General features: G+C 70.5%; 17 protein-coding genes. 11 read left to right on the top strand and 6 right to left on the bottom strand.

What is annotated here, in order from left to right; translation table 11 throughout:
* Positions 1-164: 164 nt before the first annotated feature.
* Positions 165-1,442 carry an FAD-dependent monooxygenase gene (locus tag AB0I29_RS08395; RefSeq protein ID WP_357480274.1) on the bottom strand — a complete coding sequence of 426 codons (1,278 nt, stop codon included), beginning with the start codon at positions 1,440-1,442 and terminating at the stop codon, positions 165-167.
* Between the two features lie 646 nt (positions 1,443-2,088).
* Here AB0I29_RS08395 and AB0I29_RS08390 point away from each other — a divergent pair.
* A complete protein-coding gene (locus tag AB0I29_RS08390) occupies positions 2,089-2,373 on the top strand; it encodes a hypothetical protein (RefSeq protein WP_357480272.1) in 285 nt (94 codons plus the stop codon).
* 456 nt (positions 2,374-2,829) lie between these two features.
* On the opposite strand, the gene AB0I29_RS08385 is transcribed toward AB0I29_RS08390, so the two are convergent.
* From AB0I29_RS08385 to AB0I29_RS08375, 3 genes are all read right to left on the bottom strand, one after another.
* Positions 2,830-3,105, bottom strand: a complete 276-nt coding sequence (locus AB0I29_RS08385; protein ID WP_357480270.1) for a hypothetical protein — start codon at positions 3,103-3,105, stop codon at positions 2,830-2,832.
* Between the two features lie 434 nt (positions 3,106-3,539).
* On the bottom strand, positions 3,540-4,316 hold the full coding sequence (locus AB0I29_RS08380; RefSeq protein WP_357480267.1) for a hypothetical protein: 777 nt from the start codon (positions 4,314-4,316) through the stop codon (positions 3,540-3,542).
* Positions 4,317-4,688: 372 nt separating this feature from the next.
* The gene (locus tag AB0I29_RS08375; RefSeq protein ID WP_357480264.1) at positions 4,689-5,633 is read right to left on the bottom strand and encodes a helix-turn-helix domain-containing protein; all 945 of its coding nucleotides are present in this window, start codon (positions 5,631-5,633) and stop codon (positions 4,689-4,691) included.
* Positions 5,634-5,821: 188 nt separating this feature from the next.
* Between AB0I29_RS08375 and AB0I29_RS08370 the strand changes: the two genes are divergently transcribed.
* The 3 genes from AB0I29_RS08370 to AB0I29_RS08360 all read left to right on the top strand — a co-directional run bounded on the left by AB0I29_RS08370 (position 5,822) and on the right by AB0I29_RS08360 (position 10,258).
* Positions 5,822-8,560 carry a LuxR family transcriptional regulator gene (locus tag AB0I29_RS08370; protein WP_357480261.1) on the top strand — a complete coding sequence of 913 codons (2,739 nt, stop codon included), beginning with the start codon at positions 5,822-5,824 and terminating at the stop codon, positions 8,558-8,560.
* A gap of 85 nt (positions 8,561-8,645) precedes the next feature.
* Positions 8,646-9,467, top strand: coding sequence for an alpha/beta hydrolase (locus tag AB0I29_RS08365; protein ID WP_357480258.1), 822 nt, complete (start codon positions 8,646-8,648; stop codon positions 9,465-9,467).
* A 2-nt stretch (positions 9,468-9,469) separates the two neighbouring features.
* Positions 9,470-10,258: an MBL fold metallo-hydrolase gene (locus AB0I29_RS08360; RefSeq protein ID WP_357480255.1), complete on the top strand. Its 789-nt coding sequence runs from the start codon at positions 9,470-9,472 to the stop codon at positions 10,256-10,258.
* 36 nt (positions 10,259-10,294) lie between these two features.
* Here AB0I29_RS08360 and AB0I29_RS08355 read toward each other — a convergent pair whose 3' ends face one another.
* A complete protein-coding gene (locus AB0I29_RS08355) occupies positions 10,295-11,584 on the bottom strand; it encodes an endo-1,4-beta-xylanase (protein ID WP_357480252.1) in 1,290 nt (429 codons plus the stop codon).
* Positions 11,585-11,635: 51 nt separating this feature from the next.
* Entirely contained in the window at positions 11,636-12,751 is a 1,116-nt protein-coding gene (locus tag AB0I29_RS08350) for a LacI family DNA-binding transcriptional regulator (protein WP_357480249.1), read from the bottom strand.
* Positions 12,752-12,844: 93 nt separating this feature from the next.
* Between AB0I29_RS08350 and AB0I29_RS08345 the strand changes: the two genes are divergently transcribed.
* The 7 genes from AB0I29_RS08345 to AB0I29_RS08315 all read left to right on the top strand — a co-directional run bounded on the left by AB0I29_RS08345 (position 12,845) and on the right by AB0I29_RS08315 (position 19,273).
* Positions 12,845-14,236, top strand: coding sequence for an ABC transporter substrate-binding protein (locus AB0I29_RS08345; protein WP_285102681.1), 1,392 nt, complete (start codon positions 12,845-12,847; stop codon positions 14,234-14,236).
* A 109-nt stretch (positions 14,237-14,345) separates the two neighbouring features.
* Positions 14,346-15,293 (top strand): sugar ABC transporter permease, encoded by a 948-nt coding sequence (locus AB0I29_RS08340; protein ID WP_285102682.1) that lies wholly within the window; start codon positions 14,346-14,348, stop codon positions 15,291-15,293.
* Positions 15,294-15,295: 2 nt separating this feature from the next.
* Positions 15,296-16,084 carry a carbohydrate ABC transporter permease gene (locus AB0I29_RS08335; protein WP_285102683.1) on the top strand — a complete coding sequence of 263 codons (789 nt, stop codon included), beginning with the start codon at positions 15,296-15,298 and terminating at the stop codon, positions 16,082-16,084.
* A gap of 17 nt (positions 16,085-16,101) precedes the next feature.
* Positions 16,102-16,845: an SDR family oxidoreductase gene (locus AB0I29_RS08330; RefSeq protein ID WP_357480244.1), complete on the top strand. Its 744-nt coding sequence runs from the start codon at positions 16,102-16,104 to the stop codon at positions 16,843-16,845.
* 54 nt (positions 16,846-16,899) lie between these two features.
* Positions 16,900-17,973 (top strand): Gfo/Idh/MocA family oxidoreductase, encoded by a 1,074-nt coding sequence (locus tag AB0I29_RS08325; protein ID WP_357480241.1) that lies wholly within the window; start codon positions 16,900-16,902, stop codon positions 17,971-17,973.
* On the top strand, positions 17,970-18,422 hold the full coding sequence (locus tag AB0I29_RS08320; RefSeq protein WP_285102686.1) for a VOC family protein: 453 nt from the start codon (positions 17,970-17,972) through the stop codon (positions 18,420-18,422). The genes AB0I29_RS08325 and AB0I29_RS08320 overlap by 4 nt, the downstream gene beginning before the upstream one ends.
* Positions 18,422-19,273, top strand: coding sequence for an amidohydrolase family protein (locus tag AB0I29_RS08315; RefSeq protein ID WP_357480238.1), 852 nt, complete (start codon positions 18,422-18,424; stop codon positions 19,271-19,273). The genes AB0I29_RS08320 and AB0I29_RS08315 overlap by 1 nt, the downstream gene beginning before the upstream one ends.
* The last annotated feature ends 19 nt before the right edge of the window (positions 19,274-19,292 follow it).

Raw genomic sequence — 19,292 nt, 5'->3', positions numbered from 1 at the left:
GCCGTCTGAGCCCATCCGACGCCAGCCCCACCAACGCCTCGCATCACCCACAGATCCCCGGAATTCCAACGTTCTTGCGGTGCCCAACCAACTCGTCGGACACCGCGAGACATACCGCTCACCCGCGGGAGAACCCGGCGTACAGACCGGCTCGTCCGCTCCTTCTAGCCCGTCGCGCGCCCGGCGAGCTCATCCGCCAGGGCTGCCAGGAACTTCCGGTCCGCCAGTCGGGCGGCGAATTCCTCGCGCCGAGCGGTCGCCTCGTCACCGGGCGCGAGCAGCCTCTCCTGGGCCGCGCTGTGCTCGACGGTCCGCAGCGCCTGGTCTCGCCGGACGGTGTCATACGCGTCGAGTAATTCGTCCCCGACGACACTCTGGACGGCGGCGCCGAGCCTGTGGGCCAGGTCGGCGGCGTCGAGCAGCCCGGCGTTGAGCGATGGCGCGCCATAGCCGGTGAAGAGGTGGGCGGCGTCGCCCGCGAGAAGTACCCTGCCGGCCCTGAAGGTCGCGGCGACGCGCGCGTTCCTTCCGCCCGTGCGTCGAAGCTGGTGAGGGCCGGGCCCGTGCGGTGGGCGCAGATCGACGGGTCGCCCGACGACCCGCCCGACGCTCTCGCGCATCTCGTCGATGGTCAGCGGAACATCGTCGTCCGGGGCTGTTGCTCCCCACTCCAGCGTGCTGACCGTGGTCAGGCCGCTCCCGAACGAGCCGAAGGTGAACACCCCTCGCGCCAAGCGGTGCGGGTGGAACGGCTTCAGAGCGGGGCCATCGGGCCTGTGCAGGGCGCCGAACGGCGTGAGCTCGCCCCGCGGGATCGTCATGTGCGCGATTCGCGCGACGGCGCCGTCGAGCGTGACGCCCGGGAGATCGATGCCGGCGCTCTTGCGCACCATGCTGTGCGCACCGTCGCAGCCCACGAGGTATGCGGCGGAATACTGCTCGACGCCGGCCGGGGTGGTTACCTCCGCCGTCACGCCGCTGTCAGCCTGCGCGAAGGACCGTAGCTCACACCCCCGGCGGACCGCCACGCCGTGCTCGACGGCGCGACGTTCGAGGATTAGTTCGAGCGTGCGCTGCGGCACCGGCAGCACGAACACCGGGTTCGCGTCGCGCACACGGTGCAGCGGCAGACGCAATCCGGCATAGCTGAAGGACCGTGCCGGACGCGGGTGCCGACCAAGATTCCCCGTGCCGAGGCGCTGCAACGTGCCGCGCAGGCTGCGGTCGTGCCCCGCGAGCTCGTGGTAGATACCGCGCTCGTCGAGCAGTCGGACGGCGTCTCCAACGATGCCGTTCGCACGCGGGAGCCGGTCCGGTTCGACCGAACGCTCGATCACTGTGACGGCGACCCCTTGGGCGGCCAGCTCGCTCGCAAGGAAGAGTCCGGTCGGGCCGGCACCGACTATGACGACGTCGGTGCTGCGGGCAGTGAGAGTGTTCATAAGGCCTCCAGACACCGATGCGATGTGTCAATCTTGGTTGACACATCGGCGGCCTGTCAACCTTGGTTGACGGCATGTCGCGCTGTAAGGAAGGCATGCGGCGCAATGCCAGGTAAGGGCGACCCCACGACAGCTCCGCGTTCGGCTGTGAGCCGACGGGGCGAGGGTCGACAACGTCCGGCGTTCGCCAGCGCTCGCTGGTCCGCCAGGTGACGAGGACACGGCTGTGAGCTGGGGTGAACACCCGCAGTCCCTAAGAGGCTCCTGGCGGTCCGCAGAGAGTCCGCAAGAAGTCCGCGCGAGCCTGTCCGACCCCAACACGACCAACGGCCGGGAGCGTTGGAATTCCAACGCTCCCGGCGGTTATCGCTCCTGCCATACTGTGCCAAATGCCCGGACTGCGATCCACGAACTACCGCTGACGCCTCACCCGTTGGTCGAGCCTCGTCCATTGGTCGAGCCTGTCGAGACCGGCTCTGACCGACGAGCGGACGACTGGCGTTGCTGGCGGTTGCCGGGAACACCGGTGACCGCCCGCTCGGCCTGTCAGGAAGTCTTCGCGGCCCCGGTCATCGGTTGTACAGACGGCATGGTTCGCATGAGCGACGACCACGGATCCGTCCCTTCCTCCCCGTAGCATCGAAGGATGGACAGAAGTTCAGCTGGTGCAGTGGACCCTGCTGATCTGGCAGCACTGATCGGGGTGCTTGCCGTGTTGCAGGGCAGGATTTACACGGGCGAAGTCTCAGCCGACGCAGTGGTCGCGTTGGGACAGCGTCTGGTCATCGACGCGGGTCGCCAGGATGAAGACATCGAGCGTCATGTTCGGCAGGCGTTGGACGATCTTGGGCAGCGACTTCGCTACGCGGCCGGAGAGTATGACGTTCCACCCGAGAGCGAGCCGGTCGCACCGTCCCAGCCACGTGGCTAGTGGCTCCTGTCGGGGCGGTGAAGCGGGCGCTCCACTTCGCGCTTCCCGAGTCCAATAAGAGTCCACAAGATGTCCGACAGCCGCCGAAACTGATCGGCACTGGACAACGCAGAAACCGCTAGATTCCAACGATCCCAATGCGGCCAGCCCCGACCGTCCGCCAGGGACGACTTCGAGCTCCACTACGACATTTGGTAGCCGGTCCCTCGTGACCTGCTGAGATGCCCCGAAACGGCGGCTGACCTGAACTTTCGTCTCGCGACGTTGTGCAGCGTTAGCCGCCGTTTCTCGTGCTCCCGTGTAATTGCCCAGGTCCGCCGCGCGGGTTTGTGACCCGGCCATGCCCCTGCCCCGGTGTCCCTGTCCTCCGTTGTCCTTTGGCGAGGGTCCCGACTGGGACGTCGGTTCTGTTGCGATGCCCGCCAGAGGCACAGAACTGATGCGGAGATTAGATATCTACTGCTGGCCGAGTGGCCACGCGATGACCACGTCCGGCCCGGAGAGGGCACCCGCTAGGACAAGCAATGGGACTGCGACGCCGTGGACAATGAGGAACCAGCCAACGACCTTGACGAAGGCATAGAACCACTGGCTCGTCGGCGCGGCAGGGTCTCTGAACTGCCCTTTCAACATGAGTCGTGTGATCGGCCGGTTCCAAAGGCTCAGCGCGACGCCCGCAGCTATGAAGATGATGCCGAAGGCGACTGCGATGGTCTGGTCTTCGATGATCACTGGCGGAATGTACCGTCGCGCGGTGACGCCGGGCCAGGAGAGCACACCGAGATTGGCGTCTCGTCCGGGACCGGGAGTCCGTCAGGGATGCGTGGTGGGGTGCGCTGAGCGAGCGGCGCGCGGGGGCCGCCCTGCCTCGCGGGTCCCCTGTCGGACGTGGATCCCCAGCGCGTTGTCGTTTGGAACTGCACCGGCACGTGGCGCTGTCCAGGGCCGATGTCCGGTACGCATCGGGTACACATGAACGCCGTCGCGGTCCGTCTGGCGCCAACCTTCAACAGCGCACTGCGACCCCGGAAGATTCCCGAGATTTCAACGTTCTCGCGGTGCCCAACCAACTCGGTGGATACCGCGAGACATACCGTTGCATCCTTCGGGAGAACCCGGCGTACTGGCCGGCTCGTCCGCGCCAATTTCGGATGTGGCGGCAAGTGTCAGTCGTCGGAAGCAACGACCAGGTGCATCGCCTCTTGCTCGCGGTCAATCACCACGAACTCGTGGAACCCGGTCGCGCCGACGCCGACCCAGTTCGAGCGATGCTCTTCGTCGTCAGGCACGTCGAGGCGGTAGACAGTCCCCGAGTCGAGAGCTCGCGCCAGGAGCCGCGCGACTCGTGCACGGGTGCGGACGGACTGCGGCTCGGCCATCTCGTCGTCCAGCCACGTGTCGACCGTTCGCCGCGCGTCGCCCGCCGCGACCGTTGTGAACATCTCGGAGGTCAGTGTCTCGGCAAGCCAGGGCCCGTGGACAGGACGTCCATCGAAGTCAACCTCGGCACCATGCGCATACGGCCAGGCGTACCCGTGGGCGTACAGGCTCGACGACACCAGGGCCGATAGGAGAGCTCGATCGTCCAGCGTCGAGTCAAGAGTGAACTGGACATGGTCGATCCACATGAAGGTTCCTTGATCAGCCTGGACGAGCGTGTGCTCCTCGACCCTGAGCCATGTGAACCTGGGCCATGGCCACTCGGCACGCATCGAATCGGGAGCGACGCGGGCTCCCTTCGCCGCGTCTGCCTCGGAGACAAGCGAGAACGTGACATGACGGCCGTCGACCGCTGTTGCACGGACCCAGGACCATGCTCCCGGTCGGCCAGCAACCAGCAGTTCGCCCTCGTGGATGCTGTAGCGGGAGCGAGTCATGCACCCCTGCCCGACACCGTCTGCTTCCACGGTCATGAGATCAATCGGGATATCGATCTCGATCACAGCCGAACCTCCTCAGTAGCCCTGCGCCAGCAGAGTTCAGGGCAGGTCCGCGGCGCGAAGGCCGAGACTAGGGCACAGCTCGGAGCAACGTGGCTTGTTTTTGTCGCTCGGGCGGGCAGGCGGCCCGCCCTCGGCTCTGAGCGCACATCAATCGGGGCGGGATCAGTCCGCACAGAGTCCGCAAGAGGTCCGCACCAGCCCGTTTCGCACCATGAAAGCCAACGGCCGGGACCGTTGGAGTTCCAACGATCCCGGCCGTTGCCACGACTACCGATCCCGCACATCAGGCCGGGTCAAAGTTCCGCTTCAACGTCTGACCGTCCCCACCGCGCGGAAGACGCTCCGCACCCGCGTGTCGGGGACACCGAGCCGTCACCGGTGGTGTAGCGACTGCCACTCCCGAGGCGTGACCTCGTACGCCGCCCGGAAGCGGGTCGTGAAGTGGGAGGGACTGGTGAAGCCCCAGCGGCGTGCGACCGCCGTGATGGTGCCGCGTGCCGGGGCGGTGCGGGCGAGCTCGTCCGCCGCGCGGGCGAGGCGTTCGCGGATGATCCACTGTTCGAGCCGGAGGCCTGCTCGGGCACACTCCTTGTAGAGGTGCCTGACCGAGACGTGATGCGCGACGGCGATCGACGCGGCGTCCAGATCCGGGTCGCCGAGATGGCGTCGGACGAAGGCCTGGACGCGGAGGAGCAACGTGTCCTCGAGCGCCTCGCGCCCGAGCCGGTCGTCGTCGGTGATGCTGGCGACGAGGGCGCGCGCGAGCGACAGGGTCGCGGTCCCGAGCGCGGCCGAGGCGGGCCCGTCGAGGAGGTGGGCAACCCGTCGGGTCTCGGTCAGATGGTTGACGAACAGGGGTGCCAGCGGACTCTCGCCGATGTGCACCAGGGTCTGGCGCACGAGGTCGTGCGGGATGCCGAGCGTCGCGAGCGCGACCTTGGCCGTGAGCGTGTGGGTGTCCTCGATGTGGTGGACGTAGGGCGCGGTGAGGTCGGTCGCCCAGAGCTGCGACGGCCCGACGGGCAGGTCGCGCCCCAGGTGGCTGTGGACGCCGGTCCCACGCAGTCCGTAGGTCAGGATCAGGGACGGCGGCTCGTCGTCGGACGTCGCACGTGCACCCCGGCGCAACGTGTGCGCCGAGCACGCGGCGTCGAAGACGTCGACGGCGCCGAGCTGCCAGGCGGTCATCGTGAGCCGGACCCGGTGGTCCGGGCCCTCGGGGGTGAAGGCGGTGGCCCGCGCAGCACTGGTCATGGACTCCACGACCATGTCGAGCCGGTCCCTGGGCGGCACCCCTTGGCTGTCGAGGACTTGCACGGGACACCTCACGGATCTGGCTGAAGCGGCGGTGATCTCTCCCCGAACGACAATGGCGCGCGCGCCGTCGAAGCGCAAGGCTGAAAGCGTCGTGCACACACACGCAACGGGTGTGCAGGCAGGGGGAACACGCGCGCGCCGGTCCGTGCGAGCCTGCTTCCAGCGGGGGCGTGACCTGGAGGCTGAGCATGACCACCACTTCGTCGGGCCTGCTCGGCCGCGAGGACGAGCAGGCCCGTCTCGCAGCGCTCGTCGGCGGCGCGCGCAACGGCCGCTCCGGGACGCTCGTCATCCTCGGCGAGCCGGGCATGGGCAAGACCTCGCTGCTCGGCGAGGTGGCGACGCGGGCAGAACACGCCCGGGTGCTGCGGATCGACGGCTACGAGTCGGAAGCCACCATTCCCTACGCCGGCCTGCACCGGCTCACGCTGTCGCTGCGCGAGTTCATGGCAGAGCTGCCCCCGCACCATCGGGACGCGCTGGACGTCGCAGTCGGACGGACCGCGGGCGCGCCGCCCGACCGGTTCCTCGTCGGCCTCGGGGTACTGGAGCTGCTCGGCGCGGCCGCGACGGACCGGCCGACGCTCTGCGTGGTCGACGACGCGCACCTCGTGGACGCCGAGAGCCTCGACGTGCTGGCGTTCGTCGCCCGGCGGCTCATGGTCGAACGGCTCACCCTGCTGTGCGCCGGCAGGGACGAGGGCGACCTCGTCACCCGCATGCGAGGCATCGACCTCGTCACCCTGAGCGGCCTCGCCACGGACTCGGCGGTGAACCTGTTCACCCGCGCCGCACGCGGGACGATCGACCCCGTGGTCGCGACCCAGGTCGCGCACGCGACCGGAGGCAACCCTCTCGCGCTGATCGAGCTCGCTCGTAGCCTCTCCCCGGCGCAGCTGACCGACCTCGGCCTCAGTGCCACGCCCGTTCCCGTGGGCCAGCGACTGGAGCGTCACTACATCGGACGGGTCGACGAGCTCGACGCTCACGCTCGCACGTGGCTGCTCCTCGCGGCGGCGGACTCCACCCGGAAGACCGGTCTGGTCATGGCGGCCGCGGACACGTGGGGTCTGGACCCGGGCGCACCCGACCGCGCCGAGGCGGCCGGTCTGGTCGAGATAGGGGACGTGGTCCGGTTCCGCCACCCCCTGATCGGCTCGGCCGTCTACGGTTCGGTCGACGGCGCCACCCGGCGCAGGGCACACCGGTCGCTCGCCCGGGCGGCCGCCGCGCTGCAGATCACCGAGCTGGAGGCGTGGCACGCGTCGCGGGCGACCGTCGGTATCGACGACGCCGTCGCCGCGCAGCTCGAACGAGTCGCCGACATGGCCGCTCGCCGCGGTGGCATGGCCTCGCGAGCACGGATGCTCGGCCGCGCCGCCGAGCTCACGAGCCCGGGCCCGCTCCGTGACGCGCGCCAGGTCAGCGCGGCGGAGGCCGCGCTCGCCGTCGGCGCCGGAAACGCCGCGGCGACCGCACTCGACGCCGTCGACGTCGCCGAAGCGGAACCGGTGACGCAGGGCCGCGTGACCATGGCGCGGGCCACCCTGGCCGCCTTCACCGGCAGCGGTCCTGACTACGTGCGGGCGAGTGCGGACCTTGTGCGGGCCGCCGACCTGTTCCACGGCCGCGACGCGGTGCTGGAGCAGCGTGCCCTGGTCAGCGCGGCCGAGCTGTGCATGAACGCCGACCGGCTCATGGAGGGCATCACGACGACCGAGCTCGGGCACCGGCTCCACCGGGGCACCGCCGTCGCCGACGGCCCGGCGGCCGTCGTCCTGGCGGGACTGGGAGCGCTGATCCGGCTCCCGTACGCCGAGGCCGTCCCGCACGCGCGGACGGCGCTCGACACGATCCGGGCACTTCCCGACGCCGAGCTGATGCACTCCGGCATCTCTGTCGCCGCCCTCAGCACGTTCCTCTGGGACACCTCCGGCCGCGAGCTTCTCCTGCGTGCGATGCGGGCGGCCCGGGACGCGGGCGCGCTGCAGGTCGTCGACCTGCTGCTCAAGGTCATGTCGCTGAACGAGCTGAGCTGCGGCACCGTCCGGCTGGCGACCCGCTATGCGGAGCTGCTCCGCGAGGTGCGTCTGGCCATGGGCTACGGCACGGCGCCCGTGCTCAATCCCGTCGTCCTGGCATGGACCGGGTCGCCCCGCGGCGAGGTGCTCGCACTGGCCGCCGCCGCACAGGCCGCCGGCCGGGGTGGCGTCAGCGCGCTGACCGAGGCGGCCGTCGCCGTGCGCGACCTGGCGGGCGGGAGCTACCACGACGCCTACGACCGGCTCCGATTCCTGGTCACGTCACCGTTCCTGCAGGTGACGCCGACGCAGTGGGCCGACCATGTCGAGGCCGCCGCCAGGTCCGGACATCCGGACGAGGCGTCGTCGTACGCGGCCGCGCTCCGCGAACGTGCGGTCGTGAACGGTTCACCGTGGTGCCGCGGCGTCGCCGACCGTGCGACGGGCCTGGCGGCATCCGGTCCGGAGGCGGAGAAGTACTTCCGCTCGGCTCTCGACGCGCTCGAACCGACCGCCGTCCTCACCGACCGTGCCCGCACCCACCTCGTCTACGGCGAGTGGCTGCGCCGCTCGCGCCGTCGTGCGGACGCCGTCGTGCAGCTGCGGGAGGCCATCCGCCTGTTCGAGGAGGCCGGTGCTCAGATCTTCGTCCCGCGTGCCACGGCCGAGCTCGAGGCTGCCGGATCGCGCGCGGAGACGACGCCGGCCTCGCCGCGTCAGCCGCTCACGACGCAGGAGCTGACGATCGCGGAGAAGGCGGCCGCCGGGCGCACCAACGCCGAGATCGCGTCGAACATGTTCATCAGCGCCAACACGGTGGACTACCACCTCCGCAAGGTGTTCCAGAAGCTCGGCATCTCCTCGCGCCGACAGCTCGCCGACCGTCTCGGCGCAACCCACTCCTGAACGGCTACGTGGTTCACGTGGTCCGTCACGCCGGAGCACGGGACAAGGTTGGTCATCAACGCCTGAGCACCCGAGAGGAACCACCATGAGCACCCCGGACACCATCGTCCTGATCCACGGCTTCTGGGTCACCCCCCGATCGTGGGAGCACTGGAAGACCCGGTACGAGGCCAAGGGCTACACGGTCCACACCCCGTCCTACCCGGGTTTCGAGGGCGAGGTCGAAGCCCTGCGGGCCGACCCGACGCCGATCGCCGACCTCACCATCGAGTCGATCGTCGGCCACCTCGAAGCATTCCTCGACACCTTGGACACCAAGCCGATCCTCATGGGCCACTCGGCCGGCGGATCGTTCATGCAGGTCCTCCTGGACCACGGGTACGGATGCGCCGGCGTCGCGCTGAACTCGGCACCCACCGAGGGGATCCGGACCACACCCTGGACCCAGCTCCACTCGGTCTTTCCCGCACTCAAGAACCCGCTGAACCACCACCGCGCCGTCGGTCTCAGCCCGCAGCAGTGGAAGTACGCGTTCACCAACACCTACACGGACGAGGAGTCGCTCGCGTTCTACGACCGGTACCACATCCCGGCGTCGGGCCGCGTCCTGTTCGACTCCGTGCTGGCGAACTACCAGCCCGGTCACCAGGGAGCCTGGGTCGACTTCGCCAACCCCGACCGGCCACCGCTGCTGTTCCTGTCCGGGTCGGAGGACCACATCATGCCCGAGGCCGTCCAGGCGTCCAACGCCAAGCACTACAAGGGCGCGGGAACGATCACCGAGCACGAGACGTACGACGGGCGTCCGCACCTCATGGTCGCCGGCCCGGGCTGGGAGGAGATCGCCGACCGCGCGCTCGACTGGGCGCTGGCCCGCGCATCCTGGACCGCGACGACGGGTCACTGAGCATGTCGGCCCTCACCCTCACCCACATCGGCGGGCCGACCACCCTCCTGGAGGTGGAGGGCTGGCGGATCCTCACCGACCCGACCTTCGACGCCCCCGGCCGGACCTACCGGTTCGGCTGGGGGACGTCGTCCCGCAAGACGACGGGACCGGCGATCCCCGCGGCGGAGATCGGGCCGGTCGACGCCGTGCTGCTCACCCACGACCAGCACGCCGACAACCTCGACGTCACCGGGCGCGGCCTCCTGCCCACCGTCGGCAGCGTGATCACCACGGTCTCGGGCGCGACCCGGCTGGGAGGCCACGCCCGTGGACTCCAGCCGTGGGACACGACCCTCCTGGTCGCGCCCGGCAGGCCGGCGATCACGGTCACGGCGACGCCGGCACGGCACGGCCCGGCCGGCAGCCGGCCGATCGTGGGCGACGTCGTCGGCTTCGACCTGGCCTGGGAGGGACAGGAGCACGGGTCGTTGTGGATCACGGGTGACACGGTCCTGTACGACGGCGTCCGGAGCGTCACCCGGCGCCTCGCGGTCGGCACCGCCGTCCTGCACCTCGGACGGGTCGGGTTCCCGATCACGGGCCCGCTCGCCTACACGATGGGTGCCGGGGACGCCGTCGAGCTCGTCCGGCTGCTCCGGCCCGCCTCGGTCGTGCCCGTGCACTACGAGGGGTGGTCCCACTTCCGGCAGGGCCGCGACGACCTCGTGACGGCGCTCGGGGACGCGCCGGACGTCGCCGGGAAGGTCCGGTGGGCGACGCTCGGCGAGCCGCTCGGCCTCACCGTCTAGCGACGACGCCGTTCGCCGGCCGGTGACCCGGCTCCGTCACAGGACGATCGATCTCTCCTGGTCACCGGCCGGCAGCGTGAGGTCCGCCGTGCCGCCACCCGCGCCGAGCCGGAAGTCCCCCGCGAAGGCGTCGATCTCGAGCCGGCCGTGCTCGTCGGTGCGCGTCGCCGTCGGCGGGAGCCACCACGCGCCCTTGATCAGTCCCCTCAAGGCCTCGTACGCGGGCTTGGGCGTGTGGTCGGCGCGTACGAGTCCGCACGGCGCGCCCAGCCAGGCGCCCTCGTCGGTGAGCCCCCAGTAGTTGACGGCCTGGACGGCGGGGTGCGCGACGAGCTGGGTGTAGTGGCGGACGATCTCCTCGGCCTGCCTGGCCTCGCCCTCGGGGGTCGACGGCCAGCGGTCGACGACGTAGTCGTTGAGATCGGTGATCTCGGCCGGCATGAGGTCTCCGGACAGCAGCGTGTTCTCGGTGAGGTGCAGCGGCAGCCCGAAGCGGCTGAACCGGTCGAGCACGTCGGCGAAGTACTCCTCGCCGCGGTACCCCTGGTGCATGTGCGACTGCAGCCCGAGCGCGTCGATCCGGATCCCGGCCGTCAGCACCTCCTCGACGAGCCGCTCGTAGTCGGCCGAGAGGTTGAAGTCGTTGAGCACGAGCGAGACCGGCCGCCCTGCGTCCCGGCCGGCCTCCTGGGCGGCGTCGACCGCGAGCCGCACCATGCCGACCCGGCCGAGCCGCTGTGCCAGGCGTGTGACCGCGTTGTCCTCGCGGTCGAACACCGGCATGATCACCGCCTCGTTGATGGCGTCCCACGTGGGTACGACGTCGCCGAGCGTCGACACCTCGCGGGTGATCCGGAGCCGGATCTCGTGCTCGACCTCCTCGTCGGAGAGGCCGAGGAGCCAGGTGGGCGCCAGCGTGTGCCACAGCAAGGGGTGGCCCTTGACGGCGACGCCACGCTCGGCGAACCACACCGCGGTGCGGCGCAGCCGCTCGGTCTCGGGTGCACCGCGCACCGGCTCGAACCCGCGCCAGTAGAACGGCAGCGTCACCTGGTTGAACAGGTCGAACCAGAGCGGCTCGACCGTGCGCGCGGCCTCGACCGACGCCCCGCCGAACGGGGAGGACGGCGGCGTCGTGCCGAGGTCGTTGGCCAGACCGACGAAGTCGAAGCCGATGTTGCCGAACAGGAAGGCGTGCCCCCTCTGCTCGACACGGACCTCCTGCCCTGCCAGGGGCCGGCCAGCACCGTCGGTGACCGTGACGGTGGCCCGGGTGTGCCGGTGGGAGTAGCGGGGATCGGCGGTGATCGCGGCGCGATGATTCATGGAAAGTTTCCTTGACGGGAGTTCAGGGCTGCGGGCGGATTTCGCGCGGCGTCACTGCCGCGGGGCGGCCGTCGAGCGGCGCTCGACGAGCGACGTGGCCAGCTCGGTGCGCAGGGCCGGACGCAGCTCGTTGCGGGACATCTCGATGACGATGCGCGTCGCCTCGCGTCCCATCTCGAGCAGGGGCTGGCGCACGGTGGTCAGGTGCGGCGTGACCCACTGGCACAGCTCGACGTCGTCGAACCCGATGACGGACACGTCCGCCGGCACCGAGAGCCCGAGCTCCTCGGCGGCGAGGTAGACGCCGTAGGCCTGCTCGTCCGAGCCGGAGACGACGGCGGTCGGGCGGTCCGGGAGCGACAGCAGGTCGTGGCCGTGCTCGCGGCCACCGCCGACCAGCGAGTCGCCGTGGCGGACCAGCAGCTCGTCCACGGGCAGGCCGTGCCGCTGCAGTGCGCTGCGGTACCCGTCGAGACGGTCGCGGTGCGCCTCCTCGTCCATCGGTCCGGTGATCACCGCGATGCGGGTGTGGCCCAGCGCGATGAGGTGCTCCGTCGCGTCGCGCCCGCCGGCCCAGTTCGTGGCGGCGACCGTCGGGAGCGACGGGGGAGCGGCGCCGATCGGGTCCACCAGCACCACGGGCATGCGGAGGCGGGACAGCTCGGTCTCGACCGACTCCTGGACGTGCGCCGCCACCAGGACGACCCCCTCCGAGCCGCGCTCGGCGAGGTGGTCGACCCACGCCGCGGTGCCGAACGAGTCGCCGCTGGCGGTGGTGAGCACCAGGTCGAGGCCGAGCCGGGCAGCTTCCGTCTGGGCGCCGCGCAGCAGCGTCGTGGCCCACTGGGTGTCGAGGGTCTCGATCACGAAGTCGACGAGCCCGCTCCCGGCGCCCGGGTGCGGGCGGCGCTGCTCGTAGCCCCGCTCGGCGAGCACCTCCTCCACCTGGCGGCGCGTGGCCGCGGAGACTCCCGGCCGGCCGTTGAGGACCTTCGAGACCGTCGGGGCCGAGACCCCGGCGGCCTCGGCGACCTCGGCGATCGTGACACCGCCGCGGCGCTCCCTCTTTCCCGCGCCGGCCTCGGGCCTCGTGGCCGTCCCTGTCATCTCGCGCCCCTCCTCGGTGTCGAACAGCGTGCACGACGGGTGTTGACGCCGTCGTGGCACGGACTCTATCGTACCGGCAAGCGAAAGTCTTAAAGAAACTTTCGTGCCTCGCTGGGACCGCATCGGTCGCGAGGACGAGGAAAGGATGCAGAGATGCAGACGTCGAAGAAGACGTTGTCCGGCCGTCGTGTCGGTGCAGTCGCGGCGGTGGCCACGGCGAGCCTCCTCCTGGCGGCGTGCACCCCGAGCGCGATGGGCGGCCAGAGCGGAGCCGTGAGCGGTGACGCGACCAAGGGCAGCATCACGTGGTGGGGCTGGACGCCGGACGCGAACAACGCGGAGAAGCTGATCGCGGCCTTCAACGAGGAGTACCCCGACATCGAGGTCGAGTTCGTCTCGAAGCCGATCGACAGCTACGACTCGGTGCTGTCGCCGGCGATCACCTCGTCGGACGGGCCGGACGTGTTCAACGTCGCGCCGGGCTCGGCGAACGGCGGCGTCGACACCTTCGGGCCCGGGGCGATCGACCTCACCCCCGCGGTCGAGAAGGCGCTCGGTCCCGACTGGGCGAGCAAGGTCTCCGAGCTCGGTGTCAGCGGCCTGACCGTCGACGACAAGCTGGTCGGGCTGTCGGCCGGCGCCGTCTACTCGGGCAACCTGTGGATCAACCAGGGGATCTTCGACGAGTACGGCCTCGAACCCCCGACCGACCTCGCCTCCTGGAAGCAGGTCTGCGACACGCTCGAGGCGGCCGGCGAGGGCTGCTTCGTCCAGGGCGCCGGACAGTGGGCGTTCGACATGGACACCTTCGAGGCCATCGTCGAGAACATCGAGCCCGGGCTGTACCAGAAGGCCTCGCTCGGCGAGGCGTCGTACACCGAGGGCGACTCCGGCCAGAAGTTCACGCAGGCGATGGAGACCTGGAAGTCGCTGTTCGACGAGGGGATCATGCAGGACGGTGCCGTCGGCCTGCAGCAGTACCCCGACGCGAACAACGAGTTCATGCAGGGCAAGTACGCCATGATCATGATGGGTTCCTGGTACACCCAGTACGCGGTGAAGGACTCGATGGTCACGGCCATGGAGGCCGCCGGCGTGTCGGACCCGGAGCCGATCACCATCGTCCCCGTGGACTTCCCGGACCTCGCCGGCACCGGCCAGGTGGGCAACATGTTCGGTGACGCGGACTACGGCCTGGCCGTCTCCGGCCGCTCGGACAACCAGGCGGCGGCCACCACGTTCGTCACCTGGCTGTCGACGTCGCAGGCCGGCCAGCAGTCCGTGGCGAACACGCTGAACAACATCCCCGCGCTGCACGGCGTCACCCCCGACTGGGACCAGATCGACCTGGTGGACCCGGCCGCGCAGGCAGACGTGCTTTCCGCCTACAGCGAGCAGGCCGCGGCGGCCACGCAGCCGCGCTTCGCGTCCGTCAGCTCCGAGCTCAACACGGCCTTCCGCGACGCGCTGGTCGGCGTCGCCGGCGGGGACGTGTCGATCCCGGACGCGCTCCAGACCCTCCAGGGCGTCGTCGACGCGGAGTGAACGACCGGGGTGGGCCGGCCGATCCCTAGCGGGCGGCCCACCCCTTCCTCCCGGCACGAGCCGCCCGTCGCGGCGTCGTCCGACCCTCAACCCACCCGAAGGACAAGCAATGAGCCTCAGCGCAACGCTGCCTGACGCCGCGACACCCACCGGAGGCGCGCCGGCGGCGCGGCCCCGCCGCCACGGGCTGAAGCCGACGGCCAACGGTCTGCCGTGGATCCTGCCCGCGGTCGTCGTGGTGGTCGGGCTGATCTACTTCTCGATCGGCTACACCGGCTACGTCTCCACCCTCGACTGGAACGGCTTCATCCTCACGGAGCCCACGTTCCTGGGGCTCGCGAACTTCTCCGAGATGTTCGGCGACCCCGTCTTCTGGAAGGCGCTGGAGCACACGGCCGTCTTCTACGTCGTCACGTTCACCGTGCAGACGGCGCTCGGCTTCACGTTCGCGGCGCTCATGCACTCCCAGGTCTTCCTGCGCGGGGTGTACAAGGTCGTGGTCTTCGTGCCGACCGTGCTCGCCCCCGCCACGATGGCGCCCGTCTTCCGCCAGATCTTCGACGCCGACGGTCAGCTCAACACGTTCCTGAGGGCCGTCGGGCTCGACGGTCTCGCGCAGACCTGGCTGGCCGGCGGCACCACGGCGATGGCCGTGGTCATGCTCGCCACGATCTGGCAGTGGACCGGTCTGACCTTCATCCTCTTCTACGCCGCCATGAGCCAGATCGACACCGAGGTGCTCGAGGCGGCCCGTGTGGACGGCGCCGGCAACCTGCGGACCCTGTGGTCGATCGTGTGGCCGATGTGCAGGGGTACCACGGTCGCCCTCGCGACGCTGGGCCTGATCGGGGCCCTGAAGACGTTCGACTGGCCGTACCTCATCACCAAGGGCGGCCCCAACTACGCGACCGAGTTCCTGGGCACGTACATCTACCACACGATGCTGTCGGAGAAGCGGTTCGGCTACGCCGCCGCGATCTCGGTCGCCCTCCTGGTTCTCGCACTCGCCTGCGGCGTCCTCATGTCGCTGCGCAACCGCCGTGAGGGAAGGGCCTGACCATGCTCGTGACACGTTCGCGCACCTCGAGGGTCGTCATCCAGGTCGTCGTGACCCTGCTGGCGCTGCCGTTCCTCGTGCCGCTGGTGGCGATGGTCCAGGGATCGCTCGGCGGCCGGGGCCTCGGCAACTACGTCAAGGTCTGGGAGACGGGCGTCCTGCCCACCTACCTGCTCAACTCCGTGCTGATCTCCGTCTTCGCGATCCTCATCGTCTACGCCTGCACCATGCTCGCCGCGTTCGGGTTCTCCAAGCTGCGCATCGCGGGCAAGGAGGTCTGGTTCTGGGCGCTGCTCCTGGCGCTGACCATGCCCGAGGCGGTGCTGCTGACGCCGCTGTTCGTCACCGCGTCGGCCTTCGACATGTACAACCAGCTCGTCGCCGTGATCCTGCCGGTCGCCGCGCTGCAGATCCCGTTCACGGTGCTGCTGGCCCGCAACTTCTACGACGGCATCCCCACGGAGATCATGGAGGCCGCCCGCGTCGACGGCGCGAACATCTGGCAGGTCTTCTGGCAGGTCGTCCTGCCGCTCACCCGCCCGATCGCCGCCGCGATCGTCGTGCTCACGCTCATCTCCGCGTGGAACGCGTACCTGCTGCCGATGCTCATGCTCAACGACCCCGGCCGGCAGGTCCTGACCCTGCTCCCGTCGTACTTCGTCAGCCAGTACACGAACGACCAGACCGGGGTGCTCGCCGCGGCGGTCATCGCCGCCGTCCCCATGCTCGTCGCCTACCTCGCGCTCCAGAAGTACTTCGAGCGCGGCCTCGCGGCGGGCGCGCTCAAGTGAACACGGAGGAGGTACCCATGGGCCTGCTCGAAGGACGGCTCGCCGTCGTCACCGCGGGGACGGCCGGCATCGGCCTGGCCGTCGCGACCCGCTTCGTCGCGGAGGGTGCGACGGTCGTGGTGACCTCGCCGTCCGCGGCCTCGGTCGACGCGGCGGTCGCCCGGCTCGGTCCGCGGGCGGTCGGCGTCGTCGGCGACGCGTCCAGCGTCGCGGACCTGGAGCGGCTGGCGGACGCCGTCGGCCGGCTCGGCCGGAAGGTCGACGTGCTGCACGTCAACGCGGGCCGCGACGTCGAGCCAACGCCGGTGTCCGAGCTGACGCCGGAGCAGTTCGACGCCGTCGCGGACCTGACCTTCCGGGGCGCGCTCTTCACGGTGCGGGCCCTGGCCGGGCACCTGGCCGACGGCGCGTCGATCGTGCTGACGTCGTCGATCGCGGGCACCAACGGCGGCCCCGGCCACGCCGTCTACAACGCGAGCAAGGCGGCCGTGCGGTCCCTGGCCCGCACGCTGACGGCTGAGCTCGGCCACCGCGGGATCCGCGCGAACGCGGTGAGCCCGGGACCGACCCGCACCGCTGGCTTCGACGCGTTCACCGGAGGGTCGGCCGACGTCGAGGCGGCGGTCGTCGCGCAGATCCCGCTGCGCCGCGTCGGCCGTCCCGAGGAGGTAGCGGCCGCCGTGTGCTTCCTCGCGAGCGACGAGTCGAGCTTCGTCGCGGGCACGGAGCTGACCGTCGACGGCGGCATGAGCCAGGTCTGACCCCGGACCCGGATCGATGGACACACCAGACGTACCAACGAAAGGACAGCACGGATGAGCAACCCCGTACGTTTCGCCGTCATCGGGAGCGGGTGGCGCGCGCAGTTCCACCTGCGCGTGGCCGCCGCCGACCCCGCCCGGCTCGAGGCGGTGGCCGTGATGGCGCGCGACCAGGCCAAGGCCGACGCGATCCGGTCTCGCTACGGCGTGCCCGGCGTCACCTCGATCGACGACCTCCTCGCCCACGAGCCGGAGTTCGTGGTCGCCGACGTCTCGTGGCCCGCCATGCCCGGCATCCTCAAGGAGCTGAGCGCGCGCGGCGTCCGGGTGCTGGCCGAGACCCCGCCCGCTCCGGACCTCGCCGGCCTGCGCGACCTGTGGACCACGATCAAGGACGAGACCCTCGTCCAGGTGGCCGAGCAGTACGTGCTCATGCCCGGCCATGCCGCCCGGCTGGCGGTGATCGCCGGCGGCGCCATCGGTACGCCCCAGGCCGTCGAGGTCGCCTCGACGCACCTGTACCACGCCACCTCCCTGATCCGCGCGTTCCTCGCGGTGGGGACGGACCGGGCGGTCGTGTCCGGGCGCTCCTTCGAGACCCGGATGGCCCTGCCGCTCGGGTTCGACGGCTGGAACACCGACCCGCAGCCCGAGGCGCAGACCTCCACCTACGCGACCCTCGACTTCGGCGACGGGCGCGTCGGTGTGTACGACTTCATGAACATGCAGTGGTGGAACCCGCTGCTGGCCCGCCGCGTCGTGGTGCGCGGCACCCTCGGCGAGCTGGTCGACGACACCGTGACCTCGTGGGACGGCCACGACCCGGTCACCTCCCGGATCGAGTACCGCCGGACCGGCGTCGACATGAACCTGGAGGGCAACGAGGTGGTCCACGCCTCGTTCAACGGCACGGTGGTGTGGCGCAACACCTGGGTGGGCACCCGTCTCTCGGAGGACGACCTCGCCGTCGCCGACCACCTGGTCGCCGTCGGGGCGTGGGCGCGCGGTGAGGCCGAGGGCCCCTACTCGCTCGCCGCCGCCTGCCAGGACCACGCGCTCGGTCTCGCGATCGAGGAGTCGGCACGCACGCACCAGGACGTCGTCGTCGAGGGCGAGCCGTGGGCATGAGCGCCCCGGTGCCCGTGGGCGGGCTGATCCAGGTGGCGCTCGTGGTCGAGGACATCGAGGCGTCCCTCGACCGGTGGTGCGCCCTGTTCGACATCGAGCGGCCCGAGGTGGTGACGCTGGAACCCAACCCCGACGAGACCTACCGGGGGCAGCCTGCCGGCTACCGGCTGCGGCTCGCCGTGATCACGGTCCCCGGCAGCCAGGTCGTCATCGAGCTCAACGAGCCCGACGCCAACCCGTCCACGTTCCGCGAGTTCCTGACCGAGCACGGCGAGGGCGTCCACCATCTCGGTTTCGCCGTCGGTGACGCGCGCGACGCCGTCGTCGGCGACCTGGAGGCAGCGGGCTACGCCAAGCGCGTCGAGGCCTACTACCCGGGAGGCTCCTGGACCGTCATGGACACCGAGGCCGCGCTCGGCGTCAACCTCAACCTCAAGCCGCACGCCTGATGTTCGTCGACACCCACGTGCACCTCTGGGACCGGCGCGAGCACGACCTCGGGTACGGGTGGCTGGACGGCGACGACTTCCCCTTCGGGGACCTCGTCGCCGTCCGCACCGCACGCTTCTCGGTACCCGAGCTGCGTGCGGAGGGGCGCCTGGCCGGGCTCACCAAGGTGGTGCACATGAACGCGGCGTCCACCGCCGGGGACCCCGTCGCGGAGACCGCCTGGCTCCAGCGGCTGTCCGACGAGACGGGCTGGCCCGACGCCGCCGTCGTGACGTGCGACCTCGCCGCTCCCGACGTCGCCGCACAGCTCGCCCGGCATCGCGCCCACCCCGTCTTCCGGGGCGTGCGCGAGATGGGGTCCGTCGCACGGTTCGCGGCCCCCGCCTTCCGGCGTGGCTACGCCGAGCTGGGCCGGGTGGGCGGGCTGTTCTTCCACACCGTCGGCCTCGCGGGCACGGCGGCGGCGCTCGACCTCGTGCGCTCCTGTCCGGAGACGGTGTTCGTGCTGGACCAGGCGGGCATGCCGCCGGACCGTGGCGTCGACACGTTCGAGGCGTGGAGGGGCATGCTGCGGGCGCTCGCGGCGGAGCCGAACACGCTCTGCAAGGTCTCCTCGCTCGGTATGGCCGATCCCGTGTGGACCCCGGCCTCGCGCAGGCCCTGGGTGCTCGCACCGATCGAGGCGTTCGGCGCCGACCGGGTCTTCCTCGGTTCGAACTGGCCGGTCGAGCGGCTGTACTCCAGCTACACCGACGTGGTCGAGGCCTTCCGGCACGCGGTCCGGGACCTCACCCCCGCGGAGCGGAACGCCGTGCTGGCGGGCACCGCCGAGCGGGTCTTCGGGATCTAGCGGGGGCGTTCCAGGGCGC

It is taken from the genome of Promicromonospora sp. NPDC050262, assembly GCF_040655935.1.
Classification (GTDB): Bacteria; Actinomycetota; Actinomycetes; order Actinomycetales; family Cellulomonadaceae; genus Promicromonospora.
This window is presented reverse-complemented; position numbering and strand designations above follow the sequence as displayed.